The organism is Prevotella sp. LMAG:51, assembly GCF_008680225.1.
Lineage (GTDB): Bacteria > Bacteroidota > Bacteroidia > Bacteroidales > Bacteroidaceae > Prevotella > Prevotella pectinovora.
This window is the reverse complement of the sequence record NZ_NALQ01000009.1, coordinates 1-18,701: the sequence shown is the minus strand read 5'-3', so window position 1 is coordinate 18,701 and position 18,701 is coordinate 1. Positions and strand designations below refer to the sequence as shown.

Annotated in this window: 14 protein-coding genes; 8 read left to right on the top strand and 6 right to left on the bottom strand. The window is 52.1% G+C overall.

The features are described from left to right. Positions 1–33 precede the first annotated feature (33 nt). From CCC32_RS03245 to dacB, 5 genes are all read right to left on the bottom strand, one after another. Entirely contained in the window at positions 34–2,730 is a 2,697-nt protein-coding gene (locus CCC32_RS03245; protein ID WP_042519183.1) for a TonB-dependent receptor, read from the bottom strand. Between the two features lie 351 nt (positions 2,731–3,081). Next, complete coding sequence (locus CCC32_RS03240) at positions 3,082–4,641, bottom strand: PD-(D/E)XK nuclease domain-containing ATP-binding protein (RefSeq protein ID WP_287072277.1); 1,560 nt, start codon at positions 4,639–4,641, stop codon at positions 3,082–3,084. A 231-nt stretch (positions 4,642–4,872) separates the two neighbouring features. Continuing rightward, entirely contained in the window at positions 4,873–5,058 is a 186-nt protein-coding gene (locus CCC32_RS03235) for a hypothetical protein (protein ID WP_022316261.1), read from the bottom strand. Positions 5,059–5,310: 252 nt separating this feature from the next. Further along, positions 5,311–6,669 carry an MATE family efflux transporter gene (locus tag CCC32_RS03230; RefSeq protein WP_287072274.1) on the bottom strand — a complete coding sequence of 453 codons (1,359 nt, stop codon included), beginning with the start codon at positions 6,667–6,669 and terminating at the stop codon, positions 5,311–5,313. A gap of 162 nt (positions 6,670–6,831) precedes the next feature. Continuing rightward, entirely contained in the window at positions 6,832–8,196 is a 1,365-nt protein-coding gene (dacB, locus tag CCC32_RS03225; RefSeq protein ID WP_044080859.1) for a D-alanyl-D-alanine carboxypeptidase/D-alanyl-D-alanine endopeptidase, read from the bottom strand. A 230-nt stretch (positions 8,197–8,426) separates the two neighbouring features. Here dacB and nadB point away from each other — a divergent pair, with 230 nt between their 5' ends. The 4 genes from nadB (at position 8,427) to CCC32_RS03205 (ending at position 13,939) form a co-directional block, all read left to right on the top strand. Further along, positions 8,427–10,016, top strand: coding sequence for an L-aspartate oxidase (gene nadB / locus CCC32_RS03220; RefSeq protein ID WP_042519190.1), 1,590 nt, complete (start codon positions 8,427–8,429; stop codon positions 10,014–10,016). A gap of 306 nt (positions 10,017–10,322) precedes the next feature. Further along, the gene (locus CCC32_RS03215) at positions 10,323–11,192 is read left to right on the top strand and encodes an electron transfer flavoprotein subunit beta/FixA family protein (RefSeq protein ID WP_022316257.1); all 870 of its coding nucleotides are present in this window, start codon (positions 10,323–10,325) and stop codon (positions 11,190–11,192) included. A gap of 3 nt (positions 11,193–11,195) precedes the next feature. Next, entirely contained in the window at positions 11,196–12,218 is a 1,023-nt protein-coding gene (locus CCC32_RS03210) for an electron transfer flavoprotein subunit alpha/FixB family protein (RefSeq protein WP_022316256.1), read from the top strand. Between the two features lie 8 nt (positions 12,219–12,226). Then, positions 12,227–13,939 carry an acyl-CoA dehydrogenase family protein gene (locus CCC32_RS03205; RefSeq protein WP_022316255.1) on the top strand — a complete coding sequence of 571 codons (1,713 nt, stop codon included), beginning with the start codon at positions 12,227–12,229 and terminating at the stop codon, positions 13,937–13,939. 113 nt (positions 13,940–14,052) lie between these two features. Here CCC32_RS03205 and CCC32_RS03200 read toward each other — a convergent pair whose 3' ends face one another. Continuing rightward, entirely contained in the window at positions 14,053–15,561 is a 1,509-nt protein-coding gene (locus CCC32_RS03200; protein ID WP_287072269.1) for an ATP-dependent DNA helicase, read from the bottom strand. Between the two features lie 119 nt (positions 15,562–15,680). Here CCC32_RS03200 and CCC32_RS03195 point away from each other — a divergent pair, with 119 nt between their 5' ends. The 4 genes from CCC32_RS03195 to dnaG all read left to right on the top strand — a co-directional run. After that, positions 15,681–16,157 carry a hypothetical protein gene (locus CCC32_RS03195; RefSeq protein WP_278841685.1) on the top strand — a complete coding sequence of 159 codons (477 nt, stop codon included), beginning with the start codon at positions 15,681–15,683 and terminating at the stop codon, positions 16,155–16,157. A 25-nt stretch (positions 16,158–16,182) separates the two neighbouring features. Next, a complete protein-coding gene (locus CCC32_RS03190; RefSeq protein ID WP_052484780.1) occupies positions 16,183–16,947 on the top strand; it encodes a DUF3822 family protein in 765 nt (254 codons plus the stop codon). 49 nt (positions 16,948–16,996) lie between these two features. Then, on the top strand, positions 16,997–17,551 hold the full coding sequence (locus tag CCC32_RS03185; protein ID WP_287072265.1) for an RsmD family RNA methyltransferase: 555 nt from the start codon (positions 16,997–16,999) through the stop codon (positions 17,549–17,551). Then, on the top strand, positions 17,544–18,701 hold a 1,158-nt coding region (gene dnaG / locus CCC32_RS03180), incomplete at its 3' end, for a DNA primase (protein ID WP_287072263.1). The genes CCC32_RS03185 and dnaG, both read left to right, overlap by 8 nt.

Here is an 18,701-nt window from a genome sequence, read left to right as displayed (position 1 = left end):
CTAATGTTATATATATATAATGTATACGGTTGATTAGAAATTGATTTTCAGTCTTGTGCTGAACGTGCGTCCGAAGGCATAGAATCCGTAGATGTTGTCCTTTGTTGCAGTGCCGGAACTTGGGTTCCACACCTTGCCCAGATACTGATAGTCGAAGAGGTTGTTCACGTTGCCCGAGATTGTGGCGTTCAGACCTGCAATCTTGAACTTGTAAGATGCGTTGAGGTCGAACTGGCTTGCTGTAGGCACTCTCCATGGGTCAGCCACGGTGTTTGTCTTGCCCAGCGAGAGGTTGCTGCCCGAGATAGAATAGTAGGCATAGTTGCGGGCGTAGAGAGTCCAGTCGGCACCGATACGAATCTCCTTGCCGATTTTGATTGTAGCGCCGAGAGCTGCCGTTGTCTGAGCGGCGCCGCCAACATGGATACCCTTCAGGTTGATACCCGTAGAGAGATGATCTTCTGCTCCGATACCGCTTGCTATGCTTCCGTCCTTTGTGAGAGGCTGTCCGTTGTAGTCAAACACGTATCCCTTGGCATTGCTGTCCCATTTCCAGTCGCCGATAGAGAACATGGCGTTCACGTCGAGCCAGTAGAGCGGACTTGCCTTTGCCTCGATTTCGATACCCTTGTGCAGGGCGTTCACGCCGGTCATGTTCACGAAGGCGTCAACCTGTGCCGTGCCCACTGTAGAGCTCTTTGCCATTGTCTTGTCGAGCCACTTTGTCCAATAAGCGTTCACGTCAACCTGCAGCCACTTCAGACGGTAGCCGTAGCCAAGTTCGAATGATACTACTTTCTCGTTCTTGGCGTCAGGGTTAGTCACGTTGCTTGATGCGAATGAGAGGAACGCACCGTAGTTGAACTTAGGAGCGCGGCTGATGTAGCCCACGTTGAAGAATGCGTTGTGATGCTCGTTGAAGTTGTAGTTGGCACCACCCTTCACGGTGAAGCCGAGATAGTTCTTGGTCTCAGACTCAGCGTTTTTCTTGTCGTAGTAGAGACGGTCGTAACGCCAGTAAGAAGTGTTTGAGAGCGAACCAGAGAGGAATGAAGAGAGACCGTTCTTGGAGTATTCAGCCTGGAAGAAGGCACCTTCCTGAACCACGTGTCCGTCATAGTCGCGATATACAGCATCGCCCACGCCGAGCTTCTGGTATACCCAGCTCTGGTTTGCGGCATTGGCGTTGTTTTCAGGTTTCACCGACTTGCGGGTGCTGTCAATGAAATATTTGCCTCCATAGAGGTCAACGATGTCGTTGGTGTGTGTGCCCTTGTAGAAGCGGAAGTCTACACCACCGTAGAAGTCGATGTCCTTTGTCAGTTTGGTGTTGTATGTAGAAACGAGTCCATACCAGTTGTGGTAGTTCTTCGCCTTTGTCATCACCATGATAGAACCGTTCTCGTTGTTGGCGTTCAGTTCCTCTACAGCGCCATAGTCGAATGTGCCGTCAGCCTTGCGGAACTTGTTCTGCATCACTCCCTTGTATGCTCCATACCAGTCGGTGTAAGAGTATCCGTAGTCGGTATTCGCCTGTCCGCTGTATCCGTATCCACGGCCGATGCTCATATAGAGCACGGTGCTCAACGACGAATTGTCGTTGATCTGCCACTGGTGGTTGAGGCTCAGCTGAGGCTTGTGGTAAACGTTATATTCGGCAGAGCGCATCTTGCCGTTGCTGTCGAAACCGTAAGTAGGGTTATACTTGTGGTCTTTCACTCCCCACACCTGCTCTGTCATCTTCCAGTCGGCGAGAGTCAGCGCGTCTTTGCGCTGGAAGTGCTCCTGAGGAGCTCCGAAGGCGGTGAACGAGAGCTGGTGCTTGTCGTTCAGACGCTTGGAGATGTTCAGGAAGTATGTGTAGCCTGAGAATTCAGTGCCCTGCACGTATCCGTCGCCCCATGTCTTTGAACCGAGCAATGTCATCGACCATCCTGTCTTTGACAGACCAGTAGAAACGGTGAACATCACCTTGTTCATGTTGTCGTTGCCCATACCATAATATATCGATCCGCCCTTCTTTGCCTCGATAGACTTTGTGATGATGTTGATGGTACCACCTACAGAAGGTGCCGACACCTTTGAAGCACCGAGTCCGCGTTGTGTCTGCATAGAACGGGTCACGTCGGTCAGACCAGCCCAGTTAGACCAGTATACGTTCTGGTTCTCCATGTCGTTCATAGGCACTCCGTTCACCATCACGGCGATGTTGGTGTTGTCGAATCCACGCATGTATATCTCAGAGTCGCCATAGCCACCACCCTCTTTGTTGGCATGCACGCCAGGGGTAGACTTGAGGATTTCGGGGAACTCCTGTGTTCCGATTTTCTCCTCGATGAACGAGAGCGGAACGGAAGACACAGCCACCGGAGTCTTTCTTGCCACAGCCACCTGTGATGTCACCACTACGTCGTCGAGCATGCGTCCATCTGGCTTCAGGCTGATGGTGGCGATGTCGCCCTTGCTGGCATTGGTCTTCATGGATTTAGACTTGTAGCCGATGTAGTCTACAGTGATTTCTGCAGTTCCCTTTACGCCTTTCACTGTGAAAGCACCGTCGATGTCGGTTGCCACCTTGACGCCGTTAACGGTTACCGTAGCACCGATGAGCGGTTCGTTGTTTTCCGCATCAACTACCTTACCTCTTAGCGTGGACTGAGCCACTGCCGTCACCGTGCCGACAATGGCCAGCACAGCCACGAGAAGGAGATGTTTTAGATGATTTTTCATACTTAAATTTGTAAAAGTTGATTAATACTGCACAAATATACAAATTAATGTTTAATAACCCTATAAATGTTAAACAAAAAGGCGTCTTGTAATGTAATTTTAATGGGAAACCGCCAAATAATGTTGGAAAAAGAAGAAAACGGGACGAATTAATGAACCTGTTTTAGCAGGCAGTGATGAAATAGTAATTGGTCCATTGACAACGGACTAATTTGACAAGGCAACACTGGAAGCATTTCTTACAGTGCAGTTTACTCCTCATTTTGAGATACTTGAATTATCGGAGCGAAGACACTTATAATGATTGAGACACGCAAATACTTTTCAATTTTTTTTGATAAAGAGTCGCAGCTATCCTTCTATCCGCCACTCCGTGATGGTGCGTTCCTCGCTGCTGTAGTTCACGCCCACCTTTACCAGCCGTTTGCCGTCGGCTGTATAGGGGATGAGATAGCCCTTCTCGTCAATCTGGCGGAGCGCGGCGTCGGCGGAGCCGTCAAACTTCAACTCCATGACGTAGACCACCGAGGGCAGCGTGATCACCACGTCGGCCCTGCCGTGCGCACTTTCCTCCTCCACCTTGATGAACGAGCCGATGAGCGAGAACACCAGATAGAAGATGGTCTGCACGTCGCGCTCCGTCTTGTTCGACAGACGGTAGGACACGCCGGCGAGATAGGCGCGCATCAGCGTGAGCGCTTGCTCCATGTCGTCGGCGATGACCGCCTTGACAAACTTGATGACGAAACTGCTGTTGGTGCCCTCGGCCGGCGTGAGGTAGTTGGCGGCAAGCGAGCGCACCATGCCCGTGCGCACCTCCTCGTTGGGATAGCCCAGCGTGTAGAGGTCGATCATCGGGTCGTAGTGCTTGATGGTGAGGTAGCCGCTCTGGTAGAGCAACGGAAGGGCGGTGGTCATGTTCTCTGGCGACACGTCGAAGTCGCTCACTCCGGCGTCCTGGCCAGTGAGGTCGCGCAAGCCGACATTGTATTTCTGGAGCAATTTGATGATGTAGGTGGGCGTGCCCGAGTCGAACCAGTAGTCGCCGATGTCGCCTGAGGCAAGGGCTTTGATCAAGCTGAACGGATTGTACACATCCTCAGAGTTCTTGCTGAAATGATAGCCGTCGTATTTCCGCTTGAGCCGTTCGAATGTCTCGTCCACGCTGAGGTGCAGGTGCTCGGCAAGGCGCTCCACATCGGGCAGCATCTGAGTGTGGAGCTCCTCGCTGCTGATGCCGCAGATGGCGGAATACTTGTCGTACATGGATATGTTGAACAGGTTGTTCAGCTCACTGAAGATGCTGAGCTGCGCAAACTTGGTGATGCCCGTGAGGAACACGAACTCAAGATACGGGTCGAGCGACTTGATGGGCGAATAGAAGTTCTGCATTGCGCGACGCAGGGCGACAAGGTTCAGTTCCTCGTGCACCACGTCAAGCAGCGGCGCGTCGTACTCATCGATGATGAGCGCCACTTTCCGGCCTGTTAGCCTGTTTGCCGTCACCACCAGGTCTTTCAAGCGAATGTTGGGGTCTTGCTTTTCGCTCTTGTAGCCAAAAACGGCTTCCTGGTCGGTGAGCATGTCGGCAAGATAACGCTCGAGCATGTCCTTGTCCATGTGCTTGGCTGCACTCATGTCGAAGTGCAGCACGGGATGCTTAACCCAGTCTTTCTCATACTCTCCCATGGCGAGGCCTTCGAACAGGTCCTTGCGCCCCTCGTAATAAGCATGGATCATCGAGGCAAACAGCGACTTGCCGAACCGCCTCGGGCGGCTCAGGAAAACATACTTATAACCCTTGTCGATGAAATCCACAAGATACTGCGTCTTGTCGATATAAAGATAGTTACGTTCCCGAATCTCGCTGAACGTCTGTATGCCTATCGGATATTTTCTAGCCTGTGCCATGGTCATTTGTTTTGCTGTTATTCATCCATGTAGGATGCGATATGCTGCATTCTATTGCAAATATAGTGATTATTTGAATAAACGGCAAGTCTTTTACAAAAAACGCTCCATGGCAATACCATAAAGGGGCATTCTCAAGCATTGGATAATTTATTGTTATCCAATGACTCGATCAATTTGTATATGATGAACATCCTTTATGTATGAAAAAATCGACGAGTAAGCATAATGTCATTCCTCATCAACAGGAAAGAGTTTGTTCAGATGCCGCTTCTTTTCATTTCCTTTACGGGTGTTTCTTCTTATGGAAACTTTGGGCTCAGTTTTGGGCACGCTGCTTGCCCACTTGGGGCACGCTGCTTGCCCCACTTGAGAACGCTGCTTGCCCCGGTTGGGCACAATCGTTGCCTGTTTCATGAGGTTTTGTTATCCTTGCCAATGATTGTGGTTTGGAAATCTCCGGGTGGCGCAAAGCGGCATGATACTTCAATGATACTTTTATGATACTTTTCTGTAAAGCATTCAGAAAAGTGTCATAACGGTAACTTGTTGGCTTGTTTGACTTTGGATGCTGAAGGGAACCGGAAAATGATACTTTGACACTTTTCCGGAGAAAAACATTTTTCGTTAGTCCAGAATCTGGCATTATGGCTAGCCTGGATTCTGGGGTTAACCATGGTCATTCCCGAAATCCTTTTTCAGATCGCGGAACACGCTCCATGCCACAGGCACTGAGAGGAGGAACGAACAGAGGTCGGACACCGCCTGACTCATCTCCACGCCCTGCAGACCGAGAAACAATGGGAGGATGAATACCGCCGGGATGAAGAACATACCGCTGCGCGAGGCGGCCACGAGATTGGCACGCATCGGTTTGCGTGCCGTCTGCGACAGCATGTTGGTGAGGATGATGGTGGCGATGAGAGGGTAGGTGATGAGCTGCCAGCGGAAAGCCGCTGTGCCGACGGCTATTACGGCAGGGTCGTCGCGGAATACCGATATTATGGGTTCCGTGAATATGAAGCCTATTATGGTGATGGCGAGGAAGAACACCGTGCCTATCTTTATGCAGTAAACAAAGCCCTCGTATATCCTGTCGAGCAGCTTCGCTCCGCAGCAGAATCCGCAAAGCGGCTGGAATCCCTGTCCCAGTCCCACAATGCCGGCATACACAAAATTGGAAATCCTCGTCACTATCGACATTCCCGCTATGGCAGCGTCGCCGTAAGCCCCCGCAGCGATGTTCAGCATTATCGTGGCAACGCTCGCCAGTCCCTGTCGTGAGAGCGACGGAGTGCCGTTGATGACTATTTCCTTGGCGAAGGCGCCCGAAAGACGGCAGTTCCTTAGTTCAATGGCTATATTGCCCCGATGGCGAGTCATGTTGAACAGTATGAAGAAACTCATCGTCTGGCTCACGAGCGTAGCCACGGCAGCCCCCGTTATTCCCAGACAGAAATAGAATATCAGTATCGGTGCGAGCACCACGTTGAGCACCACACCGCTGAGTATGCCATACATGGCATATTTGGCGTTGCCTTGAAAGCGCATCTGGTTGTTCAGCGTGAAGGCACCCGTCATGAACGGCGCTCCCACGAGGATTATGCCCAGGTATCGTTCCGCGTATGGCAGAATGGTCTCCGTGGAACCGAGGAATATGCAGATGTCGGAAAGAAACGCCAGTCCCACCACTGCAACCGCCAGACCGAAAGCCACGCTGCCCACAAGTCCTGTGGCAGCCATATATTTCGCCTCGTCGGTGCGCTTTGCGCCGAGCATCCGTGATATGTAGTTGCCCGAACCGTGTCCGAAGAAGAATCCGATTGCCTGTATGATGGTCATTATAGAGAATGAAATGCCCACGGCGGCAGTGCTCTGCGTGTTTATCTGTCCCACGTAGTATGTGTCGACCATTCCGTATATGCTTGTCACCAGCATTGATATTATGGTGGGTACCGCCATGCTTACAATCACCCTGTGTACGGGAGCGTGAGTGAGAAAAGTGTAGTTGTCTCTTTGCTTCTTCATCTTTGTTATTGTCGTACCGCTTCAGTACTTGCGTTTCCTATGCTCTAGTTGTCGTTTTTTTATCCTGTATGTCAAGCCCCGAGACTGTCTGATTGCCGTTTCGGGATGAAAAGACGGATGCCGCTTCGGGGAGTCCGTAAAAGTCAGATGTCCGTCCCACCGTCATTTGCAGAGAGCCTGACAGACCTTGTCCTGGAAGTTCCTGCCAGAAGAAGAATGTCTGATTCCCATGTTTATGATAGAGAAGCAGATGCGGTGACCGTTGGCCGTGGTGAGATATCCGGCGAGCGAACTGACACCTGTCACCGTGCCCGTCTTTGCCTTCACGTTCTCATGTGCTGCCCCTTTCCGCATGCGTTTCGAGAGAGTGCCGTCCACTCCGGCTATAGGCAGGCAAGGCAGCATGTTGTCGTAGATTTCAGGATGGCGGTAGGCATATCTCAGGAAGTCCACTTCCAGTTCCGGCGACACGTAGTTGTATAGCGACAGTCCGCTGCCGTCGGCGATATAATATGCCGAAGGCCTCCTGCCCACCTTGGATATTATGGCGTTCACCGCCTGTCTGCCATGTCTTGCAGATGCGGTGTTGCGTCCTGCCACTTCGGCAGCCAGCTGATAGAATATCGCTTCAGAATAGAGGTTGTCGCTGCGCTTCAGCTGGCGGCGCATCACTTCGAGCAATGGGGTGCGCTTTATATATAAGGTGTGAGCGCCGGAGGGCATCGAACCGTTGCTGCACGTTCCTGTCACGGTGATACCATTCTGTCTGAGCTTCCTCTGCAGTCTCTCGCCGAACTCCTCCTTCCTGCCGGCGAGCAGTGGAGAGAGCACAGGATTGTCGTCGTCCCAGCACCAACCCTCGCCAAGACGGTCCTTGTCTTTCATCGTGAGGTCGAGATATATGTTGCCGTCGATGGTGTCGATGCCGAGCGCCTTCACGCTGTCGGCAAACTCGGCGATGTCGTCGCTCCCTATCGTGGGGTCGAAGCCACCTTTCACATACAGGTTTCCGCGGAGCGTCAGACTGTCTGTCCTGCCTGTATATGCCATGCGCGTCTTCAGTTCGTAGCCTGCACCCAGACGGTCGATAGCCGTCACCGCCACCATCATCTTCAGAGTGCTGGCAGGGCGCATCAGCTGAGAGGCGTTGCGTTCGTAGATAGTGGAGTCGGCGGTGAGGTCGTAGATTTTCATTCCCACCATCGAGGTGTTGAATATCGTGGTGTTGTCGAAAATCTTCTCAATCCTGTGTCTCACGTTCTCCGGCCACGGCAGGTCCTCGTCGTCGTCGATGTCGTCACCGTCGTCAGACGCCTCGTCGGTGGAGTCGTTCTGCTGGATGCCAATCGTCATGGTGTCCACGTCGACGGTGTCTACGATTACGGTGTCGTCGTCATTGAATATTTCGTTGAGGCAGGTCTCTTGGGCAAATGCGCAATGAGTGACCTCGTCGGTGGCATACATCGGAAGCAGCAACAGCGCCGCAAGACTTATTATGCCACTTGCAAACAGTTTTCTCTTTTTCATTTATTGATATGTTCAGATGGGTTTGATGTTGGTGTGCCAATGGAAAAGCAACAGGAAAAAGTCGCTGCTATGGTACTCCAAATTCCATAACGCATACAAAATTACGAACTTTTGGGCGAAAAAGTGGAATAATTACTATTAAAGAATGTAATAACCTACAAAAAGCCTCCGATATTTATCCGTTTTAAGAAAATCTTATTACTTTTGCATTGATTAAAACAAACGTCTTTATGGTTTATAAATACGATTTTCTCATTATCGGTGCCGGCGTCGCCGGAATGAGCTATGCGCTAAAGGTAGCAAGAGAACACAAAGGCAAGATATGCCTGATCTGCAAAACAACGCTCGATGAGGCGAATACATACTTCGCCCAGGGAGGAGTGGCATCGGTGACGAATCTCAAGATAGACAATTTCGATAAGCATATCGAAGACACTATGATAGCCGGTGACTACATCAATGATGTGGAAGCTGTGGAGCAAGTGGTAAGGAATGCACCGGAGCAGATTGATGAACTGGTGAAGTGGGGAGTGCACTTCGACCGCAAGGAAGACGGCAGCTTCGATCTGCACCGTGAGGGAGGACACTCTGAGTTCCGTATCCTGCACCATGCCGACGACACAGGAGCTGAGATCCAGCGAGGACTAATGGAGGCCGTGCGCAGCAATCCGGACATCGACATCAAGGAGAATCATTTCGCAGTAGAGATAATAACGCAGCACCATCTCGGAATCGTGGTGACGCGCCGCACGCCGAACATACAGTGTTATGGCGCTTACGTGCTGAACCCGGAGACACAGAAGGTGGACACGTATCTGAGCAAGGTCACGTTGATGTGTACCGGAGGGTGCGGAGCCGTGTACCAGACCACCACAAACCCCGTGATAGCCACCGGCGACGGAGAGGCAATGGTATACCGCGCAAAGGGAACGGTGCAGGACATGGAGTTCGTGCAGTTCCATCCCACATCACTGTATAATCCGCAAGAGACCCATCCCGCATACCTCATCACAGAGGCGATGAGAGGCTACGGCGGCATCCTGCGACTGCCCAACGGAGAGTCGTTCATGGAGAAATACGACAAGCGGTTGAGTCTCGCTCCCCGCGACATCGTGGCGCGTGCCATCGACAAGGAGATGAAGATACACGGTATCGACCATGTGTGTCTGGACGTGACCCACAAGGATCCGGAGGAGACAAAGCATCATTTCCCGAATATATACAAGAAATGTCTGAGTATCGGCATCGACATCACCAAGGAGTATATCCCCGTAAGGCCGGCAGCCCATTATATGTGCGGCGGCATCAAGGTGGACCTCAACGGCGAGTCGAGCATCAAGCGCCTCTATGCCATCGGCGAATGCTCATGCACAGGACTTCACGGAGGCAACCGTCTGGCAAGCAACTCGCTCATCGAGGCTGTGGTATATGCCGATGCGGCTGCAAAGCACAGTCTGGCACACATTGATGAATATGACTTCAATGTGCATGTGCCGGAGTGGGACGACCAGGGCACCCTGACCAATGAGGAGAAAGTGCTCATCACGCAGAGCGTGAAGGAAGTGGGACAGATAATGAGCAACTATGTGGGCATCGTGAGAAGTGACCTCAGACTGAAACGTGCATGGAACCGTCTCGACCTGCTCTATGAAGAGACAGAGTCGCTCTTCAAGAGGGTGAAGGCGAGCAAGGATATCTGTGAACTTAGAAACATGATAAACGTGGGCTACCTCATCACACGTCAGGCAATAGAGCGTAAGGAGTGTCGTGGTCTGCATTTCACCATCGACTATCCTCTTCATGCTTACGACAAGAAGTAATAGGAGAGTGGATGGCTGACGGAAAGATATATATAGCATTAACCCCAAACCAGTCATCAGGCGATGTTCCGGATGACAGGTTTGGGCTTTGTTGTTTTTGGAGTAAAAAGGGACGGTTTGGCATTTGCTGACAAGACAAGGTCATAAACAGCATAATGATAGGAAATTAGCATTTCATAATGTAGCAGACAGGTCTTTTTATAACCTGTATTGTTAGCTTTTTCGTGCTTTTCTTTGCAGCACAACAAAAAAATCGTATTTTTGCACCTATTGTATAACATGAACTTTACATTATAACAGAATAATATGGGTTTAAAAATCATTGTACTTGCCAAGCAGGTACCAGACACACGCAATGTTGGCAAAGACGCCATGACGGCTGAAGGCACCGTGAACCGTGCCGCATTGCCAGCAATTTTCAATCCTGAAGATTTGAACGCCCTCGAACAGGCGTTACGTTTGAAAGACCAGAATCCAGGCTCCACAGTGGGTATCCTCACCATGGGCCCTCCACGTGCTGCCGAGATCATCCGCCAGGGACTCTATAGAGGAGCAGACACAGGATGGCTGCTGACCGACAGACTCTTTGCCGGTGCCGACACGCTCGCTACCTCATACGCACTTGCCACGGCAATCCAGAAAATCGGCGGTGCCGACGTGGTAATCGGTGGTCGTCAGGCTATCGACGGTGACACCGCACAGGTGGGACCACAGGTGGCACAGAAGCTGGGACTCTCTCAGGTGACTTATGCCGAGGAGATAGAGAAGTGTGAGAATGGCGTGCTCACCATCCGTCGCCATATCGACGGAGGAGTGGAGACCGTAGAGGCTCCTATGCCTATCGTCATCACGGTGAACGGCAGCGCCGCTCCTTGCCGTCCTTGCAACGCCAAGCTCGTGATGAAATACAAGCGTGCCAACGTGCCTTTGGAGCGCACTGCCGACATGCCATACGCCGAGCTTTATGCCGAGCGCCCATATCTGACGCTCAACCAGTGGTCTGTAGCCGATGTTGACGGCGACCCGGAGCAGTGTGGACTCGCCGGCTCGCCAACCAAGGTGAAGGCTGTGAAGAATATCGTGTTCCAGGCCAAGGAGAGCAAGACGCTCACCGCTTCCGACACTGATATCGAGGGAATGATAAAAGAATTGTTGGACGAAAAGATTATTGGATAAGAGATGAACAACGTATTTGTATATTGCGAGATAGAGAACACCACGGTTGCCGAGGTGTCTCAGGAATTGCTTACCAAAGGCCGCAAGCTCGCCAACCAGCTTGGTGTGGAGCTTCATGCCATCGTTGCCGGTACCGGCATCAAGGGCAAGGTGGAAGACCAGATACTGCCTTATGGCGTTGACAAGCTCTTCGCCTTTGATGCAGAGGGTCTCTTCCCATACACATCAGCACCACATACGGATATCCTGGTGAACCTCTTCAAGGAGGAGAAGCCACAGATCTGCCTCATGGGAGCAACAGTGATTGGCCGTGACCTCGGTCCGAGAGTGTCGTCATCGCTGACAAGCGGACTGACAGCCGACTGTACACAGCTCGAAATCGGTGATTTCGACGACAAGAAGAGCGGCACGCATTATGACAACCTGCTCTATCAGATTCGTCCGGCATTCGGCGGAAACATCGTTGCCACAATCGTAAACCCGGAGCATCGTCCACAGATGGCTACCGTGCGTAGCGGAGTGATGCAGAAAGCCGTATACGAGGGTGAGGCAAAGCATGAAGTGGTATATATGGACGTAGCAAAATATGTGCCTGAGGCTGACTATGTGGTGAAGGTCATCGACCGCCACGTTGAGGCTGCCAAGCACAACCTGAAGGGTGCGCCGATCGTCGTTGCCGGTGGCTACGGCGTGGGCAGCAAGGAAGGTTTCGACATGCTATTCCAACTCGCCAAGGAACTCCACGGAGAGGTGGGCGCCAGCCGTGCGGCTGTTGACGCAGGATGGGTAGACCACGACCGCCAGATTGGCCAGACCGGTGTGACAGTGCATCCAAAGGTGTATATCGCATGTGGTATCTCCGGTCAGATCCAGCATATCGCAGGTATGCAGGACTCTGGTATCATCATCTCCGTGAACAACGACCCTGAGGCTCCTATCAACAAGATTGCCGACTATGTAATCAACGGCACTGTGGAGGAGGTCGTTCCAAAACTCATAAAGTATTATAAGCAGAACTCAAAGTAAAGAACATCATGGCTAATTATTATAGCGACCATCCGGAATTTGATTTCTATCTCAATCACCCGGAAATGAAACGCGTCGTTGAGCTCAAGGAACGCAACTTCGCAGACAAAGACAAGTATGAGGATGCACCCGTAGACTTCGACGATGCCATCGAGAACTACAAGCGTGTGCTCGACATCACCGGCGACATCGCCGCCAATATCCTCGAACCCAACAGTGAGGCTGTTGACCTCGAAGGTCCACACCTCGTGGAGGGACGCATGCACTATGCTTCGAAAACATACGAGAACATCGAGGCTACACGTCAGGCAGGACTCTGGGGCATCTCAATGCCTCGCCGCTACGGCGGTCTGAACATGCCTATCACTCCTTATTCCATGGCTTCGGAAATCGTGGCTACGGCAGATGCCGGATTCCAGAACATCTGGAGCTTGCAGGACTGTATCGAGACTCTCTATGAGTTCGGTTCTGAGGAACAGCGCCAGAAGTATATTCCACGTGTATGTGCCGGAGAGACCATGAGTATGGACCTCACTGAACCTGATGCCGGTTCTGACTTGCAGCGCGTAATGCTCAAGGCTACATACAGCGAGGAGGAGGGATGCTGGCTGCTCAATGGTGTGAAGCGTTTCATCACCAACGGCGACTCTGACATCCATCTCGTGCTGGCCCGTTCCGAGGCAGGCACACACGACGGACGTGGACTCTCAATGTTTATCTACGACAAGAACCAGGGTGGCGTTACCGTGCGCCACATCGAGAACAAGCTCGGTATCCACGGTTCACCTACCTGTGAGCTGGTATACAAGAATGCCAAGGCAGAACTCTGCGGAAGCACCCGTATGGGACTTATCAAATATGTGATGGCGCTCATGAACGGTGCCCGTCTGGGTATCGCCGCACAGTCTGTCGGCGTGAGCCAGGCAGCCTACGACGAGGCTCTTGCCTATGCCAAGGACCGCAAGCAGTTTGGCGAGGCTATCGTGAAGTTCCCTGCCGTATACGATATGATTGCCCGTATCAAGGCAAAGCTCGACGCAGGTCGCAGCATCCTGTATCAGACAGCACGCTACGTTGACATCTACAAGGCTCTCGAAGATATCTCCCGTGAGCGCAAACTCACTCCGGAGGAGCGTCAGGAGCAGAAGAAGTATGCCCGTCTTGCTGATGCCTTCACTCCAGTGGCAAAGGGTATGAACTCTGAGTATGCCAACCAGAATGCATACGACTGCATCCAGGTGCATGGCGGTTCGGGATTCATTATGGAATACAAGTGTCAGCGCCTGTACCGCGACGCACGTATCTTCTCTATCTACGAGGGTACTACACAGCTGCAGGTTGTAGCTGCATTGCGTTACATCACTAACAGCACCTATCTCAACATCATGAAGGAGATGCTCGAGAGAGAGGTGTCTGAGGACATGAAGCCGCTGCATGTGCGTGTGGCAAAGATGATAGAGCTCTACGAGCAGTCGCTCGAATACGTGAAGCAGGCTGAAAACCAGGAGGTGCTCGACTTCCTCGCCCGTCGCCTCTACGATATGACTGCCGATATCCTCATGTCGCTGCTCATCATCGGTGACGCTACTGCCTCACCGGAACTCTTCGCCAAGAGTGCACAGGTTTATGTGCGCTATGCTGAGGAGGAGGTAATCGGCCACAGCTGCTATGTCAAGAGCTTCATAGCCGAGGATTTGGTGAACTTCCGTGCCGCAGAGTAAGCGGATCAGAATTTATATATACAACATATTAAGGGGATATGCAGACTGTATCACGTCTTGCATATCCCCTTTGTATTGGGGGTATCACCATTTTGCAAAAGCTGTTGCCATGTTCACTCTTCTGTCTGCGTCTTAGGCCAGTTCACGAGATACAGTTTTTCCGTTGCTCGTGTGAAGGCTGTGTATAGCCAGTGGATATAGTCGGGCGTGAGCATGTCGTCGGTCATGTATCCTTGGTCCACATACACGTGTGCCCATTGTCCGCCCTGAGCCTTGTGGCAGGTCACGGCATAGGCGAATTTCACCTGCAATGCGTTGTAGTATTTGTCAGACCTCACGTGTCCCATGCGTTCGCTCTTCAGCCTAAGGTCGGCATAGTCTGCAAGGACGCCATTGAAGAGCTGCTCGCTCTGTTCGCGGGTCAGCGATGGCGATTCAGACTGCAGCGAGTCAATGATGACGGTGGCCTGCAGCTCGTAGTTGTCGTAGTCGGGGAATTCAAGGGCGAGGTCGGCGAAGCGGAAACCATACAATTCTCTGATGTTGCGTACGCGGCGCACCTTCGCCCTGTCGCCGTTGGCGATGAATGAGAAAGGCGTCTTCTCCATGTCGGCAGTAGGCGGCTTGGGAGCTGGTTCCGATGATTTGGCAGCCTCACGAGCCTTTTTCTCCTCCTGTTCCACCCAGAAATAGTTGTTTCTCACAATCATCAGCATGTCGCCAGGTGTCAGTTCGTCCTCCCTGCCGAGCACCATGCCCCGGATGCCGTTGTTGTATACGTTAGCCCTCTTGTTGCTACGAGTCACCACCATTGTCTCGTCGAGTCCCACCTCAGAGTAGCTGCCGGCAAGCTGTTCTATCAGTTCGTCGCCAGGCACCATCTGGATGTCGGCAAAAGCCTTGAACCTTATTTTGGGCAACTGTGTAGCCTCGTCGTGGGTTATCATCTGGCGTATCACGTTGGCGTTGTATAAGATGCCGGAGTCGTGAGCCTGTCGCAACACCTCGTTCAGTTCCACACTGTGCATTGTCAGGAAATAGTTGGCGGCGAGACTGTCAGCCATGAGAGCCGGCGACTCCTCTTCGCCGACAGGAGGCAGCTGTGCCCTGTCGCCGACAAGCATCAGCCGGCAGTTGTCGCCGGAGAACACGAACTCCATGAGGTCGTCGAGCAGACAGCCGCTGCCGAATCCCGGCGCACCGCCACCGGAAGCGAATCCGTCTTTAGACACCATAGAAGCCTCGTCAACGACAAACAGCGTGTCACGCTGCTTGTTTATGTTGAGGCTGAATCCCGTCATGTCGCCGGTGAAAGTCTTCTGCCGGTATATCCTGCGGTGGATGGTGAATGCCGGCATTCCCGCATTCATGGATAGCACTTTGGCAGCCCTTCCCGTTGGAGCAAGCAGCACCACCCTCTGGTGCAAGCGAGCCAAAGTCTTGACCATAGCCGCCGAGAGCGACGTCTTTCCGGTACCTGCCGAACCACACATCACCATCGCCGGACGGTCGTCGCGACAAGTCATGAACCTGCAGAACGTACGTATCGCTTCCTGCTGTTCGTCAGTGGGGCAGAAGCCGAAGGTTTCTGTGATGGCCCTGCTTAATTCATCCTCAATCATGGTTATTTTTAGCTAAACTCTTGATATTACAAATTATTTACCGTAATTTTGCATATTACGATATTCTATCGACGAGTGCAAAGTTACGCTAAAGATTTCTTTATAGCAAGGCAAGAAGAATGAAAATAAAACTCAACCATATACTTGCCGCCATCGTGGTGGTGCTCCTCGCTCTCTGTTGGGCGAGCGTCAGGCGTCCTATGCACTTCGCCGACCAGCGTAAGCAGCGAGAGGCGGAAGTCATACAACGGCTGACGGAAATCCGCAAGGCGGAAAAAGTCTACAGACAGCGCTTCGGAATATACGCCGGGTCTTTCAGACAGCTCATCGGGAGCGGACTGCTTGCCGATTCGCTGCGCTACGTGCCGTATTCAAGAGGACAGGAGTTTGAGCTCTCAGCCTCGGTGCATACAGGCAAGTCGGGAGCCGCAGTGCCAGTGATGGAATGCGGCGCGCCATACGATGCCTATCTGCAAGGACTCGACGAGAACAGCATTCGCGAGCTCACCGAAGAGGCAAACGGAAGGGGAGAATATCCGGGAATGAAATTTGGAGACATCACAACACCTAATGACAATGCAGGAAACTGGGAATAACATATCACAGCAGGAACATCGACTAATGATAAGAGTGGGACATGGATCACTCGCCTTCGCATACAGAAATGGCGATGGTGCAGGATTCTCGTTCGTGCCATACGCCATAAATGGTGGAATCTCCATGGCGGCAAACCTCAGAGAGGCGTTGCGCGACGATACGCTCCGACTGGCGAAATGGAGGAAAGTGCAGGTGCTTCTCGACTCGCCGGTGGTGATGGTGCCTATCGACGAATACGACGAGCACAGCAAGGAGCTGCTCTATAACTACACCGTGATGGGACAGGAGAATAATGCCGTGCTCGCCACCATACTGCCGCAGGTGAACGCCGTGGCACTGTATTCGCTGAACAAGGACCTGAGACTCGTGCTCACCGACAATTTCTCCGACATAAAGGTGCATCCGGTATGTGGGTCAACATGGCAGTATCTGCAGCGGCGCAGTATGGCTGGCAACAACGAGAAACTGTATTGCTATTTCCACGACGGGAAGATGGAGCTTTGCAGCTTCCGCAAAAACAGGTTCCGCTTCTCCAACACGTTCGAAGTGGCGCATGCCAACGATGCCGCATATTTCATCCTTTCGGTATGGAATCAGCTGGCGATGAACGAGAAGAAGGACGACATCTATTTGTGTGGCGAATTCAAGGAGCGCGACGCTCTGATAGAAGAACTCCATCGCTTTGTAGCCAACATATACAAAATCAAGGCGTCGTCGGATTTCAACCGCCATCCGCTGACCTTGCAGGAAGGTGTGCCTTTCGATATGGTGACGGCACTGCTGAAATGAACATGGGCAGGACTTGGCGGCAAGTCCACTCATTAACAACAATAATATAATGCGCATAATAACAGGATTATACAAGGGAAGGAGATTTGATGTGCCCCGCACCTTCAAAGCCCGTCCCACGACAGATTTCGCAAAGGAGAACATTTTCAACGTTCTCAACGGATATATAGATTTCGAAGGCACCACAGCTCTCGACCTCTTCTCCGGCACGGGAAGCATATCGCTCGAAATCGTGTCGAGAGGTTGTCAGCAGGTAATCAGCGTGGAAGCCGACCGCGACCACCATGCCTTCATCAAACAATGTGTGGCAAAGCTCGGAGCCGGCAACTGCGTGACGATACGTGGCGATGTGTTCCGCTTCATCAAGGGATGCAAGCAGCAGTTCGACTTCATCTTCGCCGACCCGCCATACGCCCTGCCGGAATTGCCAACACTGCCAGAGCTCGTGTTCAAGGCAGGAATGCTCAAGCCGGGAGGCGTGTTCGTGTTTGAACATGGAAAGAAGAACGACTTCAGCCAGCATCCGAATTTCGTGGAGCATAGAGAATACGGAAGTGTGAACTTCTCTATATTCAGGGAGGCAGACAAGGAGGCAGATGATTGACCACGCTACGATAGAAAGAATCAAGGATGCGGCAAACATCGTGGATGTCGTCTCTGAGTTTGTAACGCTCAAGAAAGTGGGCGCCAACTACAAAGGACTGTGCCCCTTCCACGACGAGAAGACACCGTCGTTCTATGTCTCGCCGGCACGCGGAATCTGCCACTGCTTCTCATGCGGAAAGTCGGCAAATCCCGTCAGTTTCCTCATGGAACATGAGCAGATGACGTATGTGGAGGCACTGAAATGGCTCGCCAACAAATACAACATCGAAGTGCGTGAGCGCGAGATGAGCGAAGAGGAGAAGCGGGAGCAGAACGACCGTGAGAGTATGTTCATCGTCAACAAATGGGCGATGGAATATTTCAACAACATCCTCCTCAACGATGTAGATGGCAGAGCGGTAGGCATGCAGTATTTCCGCAGCCGCGGTTTCCGCGACGACATAATAGAGAAATTCCATCTCGGTTTCGCCCTTCCGTCGCGTAATGCCCTCGCGCAGGAAGCCCTGCGCAAGGGATTCAACGAGAAATATCTCATAGCCACCGGACTATGCTTCAAGCGTGACAACGGAGAAATCGTAGACAAATATTCGGGCAGGGTGATGTTTCCGTGGATTGGAGTCAACGGCAACGTGAGGGCCTTCGGCGGACGACTTCTCGATTCCCGCACAAAGGGAGTGCAGCAGAAATACATCAACTCCTCAGACTCGGAGATATACCACAAAGAACGCGAACTGTATGGCATCTTCCAGGCAAAGAAGGCGATAGCCAAAGAGAACTGCGTGTATATGGTGGAGGGATACACCGACGTGATTTCCATGCACCAGTGTGGTATAGAGAATGTGGTGGCAAACTCAGGTACGGCACTCAGCGTGTATCAGATACGGCTCCTTCACCGCTTCACCGACAATATCGTGTTGCTCTACGACGGTGACGCCGCAGGAATCCATGCCGCCATGCGAGGCATCGACATGCTCCTCGCTGAAGCGATGAAAGTGAAGGTGCTGCTGCTGCCGGGAGGCGACGACCCCGACAGTTTCGCACGCAAGCATACGGCGGAAGATTTCCGCAAATATGTGGCCGACCATCAGCAGGACGTGATAGAATTCAAGATATCCTATCTCTTGAAGGGCGTCACCGACCCGATGAAG